This is a genomic window from Marinobacter sp. B-12 (assembly GCF_056857915.1).
Window position 1 is genome coordinate 289542 of sequence record NZ_JBSXOB010000062.1, and the last position, 11422, is coordinate 300963.

The 11422-nt window shown below is 56.9% G+C and carries 10 protein-coding genes and 1 tRNA gene; 9 read left to right on the top strand and 2 right to left on the bottom strand.

All coding sequences use genetic code 11. The features are described 5' to 3' along the window. Nucleotides 1–7: 7 nt before the first annotated feature. Nucleotides 8–883: a MaoC family dehydratase gene (locus AC13D2_RS17600; protein WP_482938953.1), complete on the bottom strand. Its 876-nt coding sequence runs from the start codon at nucleotides 881–883 to the stop codon at nucleotides 8–10. A 170-nt stretch (nucleotides 884–1053) separates the two neighbouring features. Between AC13D2_RS17600 and AC13D2_RS17605 the strand changes: the two genes are divergently transcribed. Both AC13D2_RS17605 and AC13D2_RS17610 read left to right on the top strand, forming a co-directional pair. Next, nucleotides 1054–2085 (top strand): AraC family transcriptional regulator, encoded by a 1032-nt coding sequence (locus AC13D2_RS17605; protein ID WP_292048577.1) that lies wholly within the window; start codon nucleotides 1054–1056, stop codon nucleotides 2083–2085. 125 nt (nucleotides 2086–2210) lie between these two features. After that, a tRNA-Asp gene (locus AC13D2_RS17610) sits at nucleotides 2211–2287 on the top strand. 206 nt (nucleotides 2288–2493) lie between these two features. Here AC13D2_RS17610 and AC13D2_RS17615 read toward each other — a convergent pair. Next, nucleotides 2494–3552 (bottom strand): AraC family transcriptional regulator, encoded by a 1059-nt coding sequence (locus AC13D2_RS17615; RefSeq protein WP_482938954.1) that lies wholly within the window; start codon nucleotides 3550–3552, stop codon nucleotides 2494–2496. Between the two features lie 131 nt (nucleotides 3553–3683). Between AC13D2_RS17615 and AC13D2_RS17620 the strand changes: the two genes are divergently transcribed. The 7 genes from AC13D2_RS17620 (at nucleotide 3684) to AC13D2_RS17650 (ending at nucleotide 11406) form a co-directional block, all read left to right on the top strand. Further along, nucleotides 3684–5750, top strand: a complete 2067-nt coding sequence (locus AC13D2_RS17620; protein ID WP_292048575.1) for an oxidoreductase — start codon at nucleotides 3684–3686, stop codon at nucleotides 5748–5750. Between the two features lie 214 nt (nucleotides 5751–5964). After that, nucleotides 5965–7215 carry a coiled-coil domain-containing protein gene (locus tag AC13D2_RS17625; protein ID WP_292048574.1) on the top strand — a complete coding sequence of 417 codons (1251 nt, stop codon included), beginning with the start codon at nucleotides 5965–5967 and terminating at the stop codon, nucleotides 7213–7215. Between the two features lie 132 nt (nucleotides 7216–7347). Beyond that, nucleotides 7348–8232: an NAD(+) kinase gene (locus AC13D2_RS17630; RefSeq protein ID WP_007151855.1), complete on the top strand. Its 885-nt coding sequence runs from the start codon at nucleotides 7348–7350 to the stop codon at nucleotides 8230–8232. A 4-nt stretch (nucleotides 8233–8236) separates the two neighbouring features. Further along, on the top strand, nucleotides 8237–9250 hold the full coding sequence (locus tag AC13D2_RS17635; protein WP_292048573.1) for a metallophosphoesterase: 1014 nt from the start codon (nucleotides 8237–8239) through the stop codon (nucleotides 9248–9250). Between the two features lie 3 nt (nucleotides 9251–9253). After that, on the top strand, nucleotides 9254–10129 hold the full coding sequence (locus tag AC13D2_RS17640; RefSeq protein ID WP_292048572.1) for a rhomboid family intramembrane serine protease: 876 nt from the start codon (nucleotides 9254–9256) through the stop codon (nucleotides 10127–10129). A 138-nt stretch (nucleotides 10130–10267) separates the two neighbouring features. Beyond that, nucleotides 10268–10567, top strand: coding sequence for a YeaC family protein (locus tag AC13D2_RS17645; protein ID WP_292048571.1), 300 nt, complete (start codon nucleotides 10268–10270; stop codon nucleotides 10565–10567). Further along, nucleotides 10564–11406, top strand: a complete 843-nt coding sequence (locus AC13D2_RS17650; RefSeq protein ID WP_482938955.1) for a DUF2797 domain-containing protein — start codon at nucleotides 10564–10566, stop codon at nucleotides 11404–11406. The genes AC13D2_RS17645 and AC13D2_RS17650 overlap by 4 nt, the downstream gene beginning before the upstream one ends. The last annotated feature ends 16 nt before the right edge of the window (nucleotides 11407–11422 follow it).

The following is an 11422-nucleotide window of genomic DNA, read 5'->3' on the forward strand; positions in this document are numbered from 1 at the left end:
CTCCCCCTCAATCCTCCCAGCGTATCTCGCCGCTCAGGTGAGGGGCGTTACCTGACGCGTTCAGTAACTGATAGTCCCAGCCCTCTTGCCCAGCCTGCCAGTTGAGTTGCGCGGTTCCCGGAAGGAACAGCGGCTTCTTGAACTGGCAGGAGACGGATATCGCGTCCGGGCGCCAGCCGCTTTGCTGTTCAAGCAACGCCAGCACTCGGGCCTTGCTCCACATGCCATGGGCAATCGCCCGGGGGAAACCGAAGGCCTTTGCGGTCAGCGCGTGAAGGTGTATCGGGTTTCTGTCACCGGACACCCCTGCGTATTGCCGACCAATGGATTCCGCGGCACTGATGTCGGTGGTCTCCGGGTAGTGGGGCAGTTCGGGAGGTTTGCCGCCTGAGGCCTTTTTGCTTTTATCCGGCTGCCGGAACAGATTAGTGCTGGTCTCCTCCCACACCAGCTTTCCTGCGGACCAGGCTTCAGTAACCAGATCGAACTCCAGTCCCCTCGATGTATTGTTCTGATCGTCCAGCCGTACGGCGATGTCCAATGTTTCCCCCGTGCCTATTGCGCGGTGCTGCGTGATGTTGTTGCGAAGGTGGACGAGCCCGAGCAGAGGCAGCGGGAAGGCCTTTTCGGTCAGCAGTTTCAGATGCAACGGAAACGCAAGGATGTGGGGCCAGGTGATGGGCAAGGTAGCCTGTGTATCGAAACCACATACCCTCTGGTAGCGTTTCAGGTTATGGTTGGCCGTACTGACGCCGATTAATCGGGCGGACAGACCAGGTATCCGTAGGTCGTCGCCGGATGGCTTGTTTTTCGGGAGTAGGGCCTTGCTGTAAAGCGACCACAGGCCGGGCGGGTGACTGTAGTAGATTGAAGTATCTGTCATATTGCTTTCTCTCCTGGTACACCTGTGCGTCTCTGGCCTGATATGCTCTAATGTAAGACTAAGGTCTCAGAGTCTGGCAAACCCGGCCAGTATGAGCATTGACCTGGCTTGCCAGCAAGGGTTGTCCGGCCGGCCAAGCCAATTGATAAACAACTACAAAGCGAGATTTTATGCAGGAACTTCGCGATGCGGGTGTGATGTTGCGCTTGATTTATCAGGCCATGAAACGCAAAGGGATTGATACCGATGCCATTTTTGTCCGGCTGGGAGTGGATGAAGACTATGTCTACACCGAGCAGCTAAGAACACCTCACAGTGCCCAGTTGTATTTCTGGCAGGTGGTTGAGGATGTGTCGGGCGATCCTGACGCCGGCCTCCACCTGGGCCAGTTGTTACCGGCCTACAAGGGGCAGGTTCTGGAATACCTGTTTCTGAGCAGTCCAACGTTTGGCGAGGGCCTTCGGCGGGCTCAAAACTATCAGCGCCTGTTGAGTGATGCTGCCAATACCGACTTCTTGATCGAGGGTGACGAGGCCTGCATGGTGCTGGATGCCGCGTCCAGCGAAGTCAGCCGTCTGCGGCATTTCAACGAATGCTTCGTACAGGGTCTGATAACCTTTTTCAAATCGATCACCGATGACCGCTTCTACCCATCGCGTATCGAGTTTGAACATCAGCGTGAGCATGGCCGGGAGCATGTGATCGACGTGCTCGGTTGCGATGTTGTGTTTGGCGCCAAGGAAAACCGGCTGTATTTCCCTGCCACCCTGCTGTCCCATGCTTCGCCTCATGCGGAACCGGAATTGCTGGATCTCCATGAACGGTTTGCCAGTGAGCAGGTGGCCCGTCTTGAGAAGAAAGACATCGTTGGACAGGTCGAGCGAATTGTCGCGGAACTGCTGGACAGCGGAGAGGTCACCCTGGATGCCGTGGCCGAGCGTCTGGGCATCAAACCCCGAACCCTGCGTACCCGCCTGACCGAAGCAGAAACCAGCTTCAACCAGGTGTTGGCCGATTTCCGTTATCGCCTGGCGCGGCAGTTGCTGGCAACCACCGACGAATCCATTGACGAGATCGTATATCTCACCGGCTTCTCGGAACCCAGTACTTTCTACCGGGCGTTCAAGCGTTGGTCGAGCATGACGCCTATCGAATACCGAAAGACCGCACAGGGAAAGGATGCCATGGTTGATGCCATGTAAGAGCCTTCCGAAAACCGAACTTTTTTCATGAAAAACGTTGACATGCAGGGCGGCCTCTTTATAATGCGCCCTCGTTGTCACCGAGCAGTCACACCCTTGATTGCGCCCGAGGTGGCGGCTCACGCGGAGCGGTAGTTCAGCTGGTTAGAATACCGGCCTGTCACGCCGGGGGTCGCGGGTTCGAGTCCCGTCCGCTCCGCCATTTTCCCTTCTTTGATTACCTCTTTTTGTTGTCATTCCCGATTCATCTCTCTGTAACATTGTCCGTGCTATCGTTTTCCTGTTTGAAACATGGGAGACGAATAATGTCCGATTACGAAGAAGAACTGATGGATTATCAGTTTGAAGACTATGATGACGACGATACTCTGGACGACGCCACTGAGTTGTAGTGATGTCTTCAGGTTTTTAGAGAATGCCTTTGGTAGCCTGCTCCGTCAGGTACTGTTTTCGATGTTCCCCCGGGCTGGTATTGAACCAGCGACGCCACGCCTTGTGAAATGCGGCCGGGTTGGCGAAGCCCAGTAGCCATGCAATTTCTGATAGCGACACCCGTGTTTCCCGTATGTACTCGACCGCCAGCTCCCTGCGGGTGTCGTCCACCAGTTCCCGGAAACCGGTGGTCTCCTCTGCCAGTTGTCTTTGAAGTGTCCAGGGTGCGATGCCCAGCTTATGGGCGACGGCCACCAGGGTAGGGGTGCCACCCTGTAGCAGGGGCGGGATCTGGTCTTTCACCCGGTCGGCCGTGCTCCAACCGGCACGAATACGCGACAGTTCCAACGCGCATCGTCCTGACAGTGACTCGAACATGGCGGCCTGCGACTGTAGCGAAGCGGCTTCCACTATTCCCGGGGCCAATCTGAGGCTGTTGCCATCGGCACCGAACCTCACCGGGCACCCAAACCACTGTTCAAACACCTCGTCGTAACCCTGGGAAGGGTACTCAATGCTGACCCGTTCAACGACCCGGTTGTGGCCAGTAATGTCCCTCAGGAATTGAACCCAGGCGGCAAGGACCGAATCCACCACGAAAAAATTAAACACGTTATAGGGTTTGATGGAGTAAAAATGCGCTTCACGCCCCTGGCTGGTTGTCCAGGGAGCACCCCTGCTGTTGCGGCTGGTGAGTAGGGAATAATGAACCAGGGTGCTGATGGCTTCGCCAGCTGTGGCGGCGGATTGGGCGGCAAGCCCTGCGATACCAGCGTCCACGGGGCGAGACAGCTGGCCCATTGTCAGGCCGAGCGTGGAATTGCCGGTGAGGGCAATGGCTGCCTGCCCCATTCTCATGAATCGCGGGATGCTGATCCGTGCCGCCGGCGCTCCCAGTGCCTGTTCGTCAAGCCCGAACCGGCTTAGCAGGTCTGTAGGGTCTCGGCCTTCGGCCCGGAGTGCGCGAGCCATGACGGCAACGTACAGCACGCTGATATCGCCGAGGGGGTTCTTGTGTCTGGTGTTGGGTTTCATGGTGCCAGTATTGTCCGACAAGTTGTTACAGGATATCAAATTGTTGTTTCGGGATATTGTTTGGGGAGGGCTGGGTGGCTAATTTATAGCCCATATTACGGCATCGCCGATCCAATAAGAGGAGAGAGATCATGACCGAATCGACACCGGGCGTTAAACGTTACCCCAATTTGCTGGAGCCGTTGGATCTCGGGTTCACGCGTCTTCGCAATCGCACACTGATGGGGTCCATGCATACCGGCCTGGAAGAGGCAAAAAATGGTTTTGATCGGCTTGCCGCTTTCTATGCCGAGCGTGCCCTTGGCGGTGCGGGTTTGATTGTGACCGGTGGTATTTCCCCCAATGTGGAAGGCGCTGTGTTCCAGCATGCGGCCAAGATGAACACTCAGGAAGAAGCGGACAAACACCGGGTGATCACTCGCGCCGTGCATGAGGCCGACGGCAAGATCTGTATGCAGATTCTCCATGCCGGTCGCTATGCTTATCATCCGGAGTTGGTGGCTCCGTCTGCGATTCAGGCGCCCATTAACCCGCTGAAGCCGAGAGAGCTGGACGAAGAGGGTATCGAAAAGCAGATTGAGGATTACGTCAACTGCACGGCGCTGGCTCGGGAAGCCGGGTACGACGGTGTGGAGATCATGGGTTCGGAAGGTTACTTCATCAACCAGTTTATTGTGGCCCATACCAACCATCGTACTGACCGGTGGGGTGGCAGCTACGAGAACCGCATTCGACTGCCGATCGAGATTGTTCGCCGGGTTCGCGAGCGCGTGGGCAGCGATTTCATCCTTATATACCGTTTGTCGATGCTGGATCTTATCGAAGATGGCAGTACCTGGGATGAAGTGGTGCAATTGGCGAAAGAAATCGAGAAAGCCGGCGCAACCATTATCAACACCGGCATCGGCTGGCATGAAGCTCGGGTGCCGACCATTGCGACCTCTGTGCCTCGGGGCGCGTTCACCAAGGTAACGGCTCGCCTGAAAGACGAGGTCAGCATTCCCCTGGTGACAACCAACCGGATTAACATGCCGGATGTTGCCGAGAAGATCCTCGCGGAAGGCGATGCCGATATGGTGTCCATGGCCCGTCCGTTCCTGGCGGATGCGGACCTTGTTCTGAAGGCTGCCGAGGACCGCGCGGACGAGATCAACACCTGCATCGGTTGCAACCAGGCCTGCCTGGATCATACCTTCAGTGGAAAGCTGACCTCCTGTCTGGTTAACCCCCGTGCCTGTCACGAAACTGAACTGACCTACGTCAAAACCGCCGAGCCCAAAACGATCGCGGTGGTTGGGGCTGGCCCTGCAGGCCTGGCGTTTGCCACGGTTGCGGCGGAACGTGGTCACAGAGTAACGCTGTTTGACGCCGGTAGCGAAGTGGGTGGCCAGTTCAACGTGGCCAAGCGGATACCGGGCAAGGAGGAATTCTACGAAACCCTGCGTTATTTCCGGGTCATGCTGGACAAGCACGGGGTAGACGTACGCCTGAATACCCGTGTGGATGTCGATGCCCTTAAGGCTGGTGGATACGACCATGTGGTTCTGGCCAGCGGCGTCAGCCCGCGCACGCCGGACATTGAGGGAGTGGATCACCCCAGTGTGATTGGTTACCTCGATGCGCTGTTGGGTCGCAAGCCCGTAGGGCAGAGAGTGGCGGTGATTGGTGCCGGTGGCATCGGCTTCGACGTTTCGGAATTCATCGTCCACAAGGGCACCTCGGCTGCACTGGATCCACAACACTTCATGCGTGAGTGGGGGGTGGACCTGAGCGTTGGTCATCGTGGCGGCATTCAGGGCATGGAGCCGGAGGTGCCGGAACCGGCCCGAGAGGTATACCTGCTGCAACGCAAAGCGTCGAAAGTCGGCAAAAATCTGGGCAAGACTACAGGCTGGATCCACCGCACCTCGCTGAAAAATCGTCAGGTGCAGATGGTTCCGGGAGTGAGCTACCGCAAGATTGATGATGATGGGCTGCACATAACCGTGACCCCGAAAGGTGCCGAGCAGGGAGAGGATAAAGTGTTGCCAGTCGATACCATTGTGATCTGTGCCGGCCAGGAGCCTTTGCGGGAGTTGCAGAGTGGGCTTGAGGCAGCTGGAATGACGGTTCACCTGATCGGTGGTGCCGACGTGGCTGCGGAATTGGATGCCAAGCGCGCGATCAATCAGGGCAGCCGCCTGGCAGCGGAGCTCTGAGCTCCACGGACGCTAAGGCTCTGATCACAAAACGTTGCAGTTTTACTCTACCTTCAGGGTTTTGACCCGCTAGACTATTATCCGGAAGTCTGTCAGTTTGAGGCCGGCCCTGCGCACTGTGCAGGGCCGGTTTCTGGTGTCTGACGAAAAAACGGAACACTTTTGGGGTGTTTGTCGTGTAGCGGTCGGGTTTTCGGAGAGTGGGGAGCTAGCAATGGGGTCTGCCGACCAGGCAAACGATGGTTATTCGGCGGTGTTTTTCATGGACGGCAGCGACGTGTCGCGCCAGATGCGTGCCTCTGAATTCGGAGCCTTTCTTGATGGCTACGTGGGTCTGTCCGATCTGGCGGATACCGATGTAAAGGCCGTTTACGCGTTGCTTGGCAGTGACCTCCTGGTACGTTCGCTGGTTTTTTTTCGAATCTATTTCGATGAGGAAGGCAGGGCCGACAGCCATTGGAACCTGCCTATAGAAAAACTTGCCCGAAAAGGCGCCAAGGGACCGGATATGGGCGCGGGACCGATTCGTTTGGTGTGTCGCAGTCAGTGTCCGAAGTCTGCCAGTGCCGAGGATTTCTGGGATCCGGATATGACCCCGGGAAGTAACCACTTCCAGGCAATTCGGCGCGCCGTGGATGCGAACAAACTGAAGTTCCGCAAGGTGGAGCGCACACCGGACGAAGATATTCCTGTATTGGGTGCCGAGTCCCGTTCTGAAGAGGAACCTGAGGTCTCTGCAGACCGCGTGCGGCTTGCCCGCGTTATCCGGGAGCAGCGGCTTCGCATCAAGACCCTGCAAAGCGTTCATCGCGATGCGTTGTCTGATCTGCAGCGTGAAAACCGTCATGAAATGCAGGCCCTGCGTAATGAAACCGCGGAACTCCAGCAGAAGTATGAGCGCCAGAAACTCAGCAATGAGCAGCTGAAAAAACGCCTTGCCGAGCGCAATGAGCAGTACCTGATGATGCAGGAGCAGATTGTCAGTGGTGAGGCCCGTAATGAACGCGAGGGTGCCACGGCGGATGCCGAGGTGGTGTTGCTCCGGGAGCAACTGGAGCGTCGTCAGCGGGAACTGGAACTGAGGGACGAAAAGATCGTGGTGCTGGAGCAGGAAAATTACGACTTGCGACACCAGCCGCCAACCGAAAATTCAGTCATGGATCACCTGCAAAACCATTCGGTCTTCCTGGTGGCCTACCACGCCGGGGTAGGCCATATTACCCTGCCTTACGATGATATTGAGGGCTATTTCCTCAATCCTGTGGCCTACGCCGCTGAACGTTGTGGGCTCAATGAGCCCGCCTACCGGCAATGGCTTGACCACTACGAACGCCCGGTCTGCCATCATAAGCTTACCAACGGTAAAACGTGTGGTGAGCCCGTCATGCGCGTCAGTCAGCCGGCTGAGTTCCGGGCGGATGTGGATGATCGCTGTGAGCAGCATCAGCCGAAAGGTTCCAGTTGACCCAGCTCTAGCGGTTTCCTGCGGGATCTTTTTTCAGAATCGGGCCGTATTTCGTTACTATGGTTGCTGAAACGCCCCCGGGTGATGAATCAGCTCCGCCCCGGCCCAACACAGACACCCACAGGAAGCTACATGGATCAATTCAGAAACATTGGCGTGATTGGCCGCATGGGCAGCGTAAAGGTGGTCGAATCGCTGCGTCAGCTCAAGCAGTATCTGGTGAGCAACAACTATCACGTGATTATTGAGGAAGACACTGCCAGTATGCTGCCTGGCCATGGTCTTCAGGTAGCCAGCAAGAAGCTGCTGGGGGAAATATGTGACCTGGTCATTGTGGTGGGTGGCGATGGCAGCCTACTGGGCGCTGCCAGGGAACTGGCCAAATCCAAGATTCCGCTGCTGGGTGTGAACCGTGGCCGCCTTGGTTTCCTGACCGATATTTCTCCGTCTGACCTGGAGGAACGACTGGGCAAGGTTCTGCAGGGAAAGTACATCGAAGAGACACGCTTCCTGCTGGACGGACACGTGGAGCGAAACGGCCAGCCCCTGGGCTTTGGAACCGCCCTGAATGACGTGGTGCTGCACCCGGGAAAATCGACCCGGATGATCGGGTTTGACCTCTACATCGACGGACATTTCGTATACAGCCAACGCTCGGATGGGCTTATCGTGGCTACGCCGACCGGGTCGACCGCCTACTCGCTATCGGCGGGCGGGCCGATCATGCATCCGAAGCTCGATGCGGTCGTGCTGGTACCCATGTTCCCGCACACGTTGAGCAGTCGCCCGATCGTGGTGGATGGCAAGAGCGAGATAAAGCTGGTGATTGGTGAAACCAACGAAACCTATCCGCAGATCAGTTTCGATGGGCAGATGAACATTGCCTGCGCCCCTGGCGACATCATCCGAATCACCAAGAAGCCCTTCAAGATTCGCCTGATTCACCCCGCGGATCACAATTTTTACGCCACATGCCGGGACAAGCTGGGCTGGGCCAGTGAGATTGCAGCGAGCTAACAACATGCCAGGACAGGAAAGATCCGCGAGCCGCGGCTACGACATTATCGGCGATATTCACGGATGCGCTCATACCCTGGTGCGGCTACTGGACCAGATGGGTTACCGCAAGGTTAACGGCGTCTATGAGCATCCCCGGCGCCAGGCCATATTCATTGGTGACATCATTGACCGCGGACCTCGCATCCGTGAGGCGCTGCATCTGGTCAGGGACATGGTCGAGCACGGGTCTGCTCGCATCGTGATGGGAAATCACGAGTATAACGCCCTGGGCTACTGCACCCGCGCCCGCCCGGGCAGTGGCAAGACGTTCCTGAGGGAGCACAATGCCCGTCATGACCGGTTGATCCGTGAAACGCTCGAGCAGTTTGAGCATTACCCCCACGAGTGGAACGAATTTCTGGAGTGGTTCTACACCATTCCCCTGTTTATCGATGAGCCCGATTTTCGGGCAGTGCACGCCTGTTGGGACAGCGACCTGATCATTAAATTCAAGGAGAATCAGGGGGGCGCCTGTATCGATGACGAATTCCTCCATGCGTCGGCAGCGATCGAGTCCTTCGCGGGCCAGGTCATGGATACCCTGCTGCGCGGTACTGATCTTCGATTGCCGCCGGGCGTGAAAATTACTGGCAAGGACGGCTACGTCCGGGAGTTTTTCCGCACCAAGTTCTGGGCTGATAACCCGAAAACCTACGCCGACGTGGTGTTCCAGCCCGACCCCTTGCCGGACGACGTTGCCCGCCGTGAACTGACGGACGCTGAGCGCAGCCAACTGATCAGCTACCCCGCTTCAGCGCCGCCGGTGTTTGTGGGCCATTACTGGATGGAAGGCGAGCCGGCGCCGCTGAAACACAATGTGGCCTGTATCGACTTCAGTGCGGTCAAATACGGCAAGTTGGTGGCCTATCGCCTGGATGGCGAACGTACCCTGTCCCGTGACAAGTTCGTTTGGGTGGATGTGGAGCGGCCGGAACAGCCGGACTACCCCACCAGCGAAGACAGTGTGGCGAGGTAGCTTGTGTATCGCGTAAAGCAGATTGATACCGACACAAACCTGGCTGGTTTCAGTCGTTGGCTGAAAGAGCAGGGGGTGGCGCACCGAATTACCGAGGAGGGTGGCTCACAGGTGCTGTGGCTCGAGAACCCCGAGCACACGGAGCCGGTGTTACAGGCCCTTGAGCGCTTCCTGAAGGAACCCGAGGTGCAGGAAGCTGTCAATACGACAGCGCAATCGCCGGTGTTTGTCGGGGGGCGCTGGCAGCCGTCGCCACGCCACGCACCCATGGTGCTCGCTATGATTGCCCTGGCCGTATTGATGGCCTGGGTGACGGCCATGGGACAGAATCAGCTATCCACCCTGTTGATGTTCGTTGATCCCCGTTTCTACGATGTTGGCACCATGGCGGATCGAATCCAGGCGCTGTCTTCTACTTTGGCTGGTGGCCAGGTCTGGCGACTGATCACGCCGGATTTCCTGCATTTCAGCTGGACCCATATCATCTTTAATTCCGTTATGTTGTGGTTCCTGGGCAGTCAGGTTGAGTGGTTCGATGGCCGTGTGCGGTTACTTGCGCTTTTCGTAGTGACAAGCTTGTTGTCCAACGGATTGCAGTACATCGTGAGTGGGCCTTTGTTTGGCGGTCTGTCTGGTGTTGTGTATGGCATTCTCGGTTATTGCTGGCTGAGCCAGCGGCGTGTGCCCCGTTTCCAGTTTCCGCCTGCGCTGGTGACGTTTGCGGTGGCCTGGATGGTGATTGGCTTTACGCCATTTACCGAAATGGTGGGATTAGGGCAGATGGCAAACGAAGCCCACCTGGGAGGCTTTGTGGCTGGGCTTGCCCTGGCGGCCATTTTGCCGGTACCAAAAAAAGCCCCGCGAAACCGCGGGGCATGAAAAGAGCGTATAGCTCCTGATGAGAGAGACCAAATGAACACGACCTTCGTCATTTGGTGGGTTAATGATAATCATTATCGTTTATTGTTGTCAACGGGTTTCCTCACATTTTTTGCTAGCAAATAATTGGAGAATGAAATGACCTACGAAGAGCTGATCAAACGGCTGGATCCGGCTGTTTATCAGAGCCTCAAGCGCGCTCTTGAGCTGGGCAAGTGGCCGGATGGTCGTAATCTGAGTGACGAGCAGCGGTCGATTTGCATGGAGGCCGTTATTTATTACGAAGATCACCACAATACGCCGATGGAAGAGCGTGTCGGTTACCTCGACCGCGGTGAAAAGGCGGGGACTGCGTGTGATCCCAGCGTCTCGCGCACGGCAGGGAAATCGTCAAATGGTGCGGCCGGCTCAGATCAGTATTTTGAGGTGAAGTCTTGACCGCATTGGTTGATGTGACCGGTCGCCTGCGCAAGATGCCTGCAGAAGCCGGTGAACCGGTCAGTTATACCATACGGGTGGGCGATACTCTCATACCCCTTAACGAGATGGTGGGGTATCCGCTGCAGTTTGATTTTGATGGCGTGATACGTTGCATCAACTGTGACCGTAAGACCAATAAAAGTTTCAGTCAGGGTTACTGCTATCCCTGTTTTCGCAAGCTGGCCGCCTGTGACAGCTGCATCATGAGCCCGGAAAAATGCCATTACCATGAAGGTACCTGCCGTGAGCCGGAGTGGGGAGAAGCTCACTGCATGATTGAGCATGTGGTCTACCTGGCCAACTCGTCCGGCCTCAAGGTGGGCATAACCCGTGGCTCCCAGGTACCAACCCGCTGGATCGACCAGGGTGCCGTCGATGCCATCCCGATGGTCAGGGTGGCTACCCGCCAGCTAGCGGGTTTTGTGGAAGTTGCGTGCAAGAAGTACGTTGCGGACCGAACCAACTGGCGGGCCATGCTTAAAGGCGACGTGCCGGAGCTCGATCTGGTTGAGAAACGTCGCCGCATGCTGGAGCTGGTCGCCGACGATTTGTCGGAATTGCGTGCCGCCCACGGTGAGAACAGTATCCGGGCTGTCGATGAAGACGGGTTGACTCTGAGTTATCCGGTTGAGGTATGGCCCCGGACGGTAAAAACCCATAATCTGGACAAAACGCCCACGGCGGACGGTGTGCTCCAGGGGATCAAGGGCCAATACCTGATCCTGGATACCGGTGTTATCAATATCCGTAAATACACCGGTTATGAAGTCCGCTTCCGGGTCTTCCCAAGTCATTGAGCCCGGCCCAACGAAT

Excerpts from the sequence above, each read along its gene's own strand:
- AC13D2_RS17635 (WP_292048573.1), top strand. The coding sequence starts at position 8,237 with ATGCCAGGACAGGAAAGATCCGCGAGCCGCGGCTACGACATTATCGGC.
- AC13D2_RS17645 (WP_292048571.1), top strand. The coding sequence starts at position 10,268 with ATGACCTACGAAGAGCTGATCAAACGGCTGGATCCGGCTGTTTATCAG.
- AC13D2_RS17615 (WP_482938954.1), bottom strand. The coding sequence starts at position 3,552 with ATGAAACCCAACACCAGACACAAGAACCCCCTCGGCGATATCAGCGTG.
- AC13D2_RS17600 (WP_482938953.1), bottom strand. The coding sequence starts at position 883 with ATGACAGATACTTCAATCTACTACAGTCACCCGCCCGGCCTGTGGTCG.
- AC13D2_RS17630 (WP_007151855.1), top strand. The coding sequence starts at position 7,348 with ATGGATCAATTCAGAAACATTGGCGTGATTGGCCGCATGGGCAGCGTA.
- AC13D2_RS17620 (WP_292048575.1), top strand. The coding sequence starts at position 3,684 with ATGACCGAATCGACACCGGGCGTTAAACGTTACCCCAATTTGCTGGAG.
- AC13D2_RS17605 (WP_292048577.1), top strand. The coding sequence starts at position 1,054 with ATGCAGGAACTTCGCGATGCGGGTGTGATGTTGCGCTTGATTTATCAG.
- AC13D2_RS17625 (WP_292048574.1), top strand. The coding sequence starts at position 5,965 with ATGGGGTCTGCCGACCAGGCAAACGATGGTTATTCGGCGGTGTTTTTC.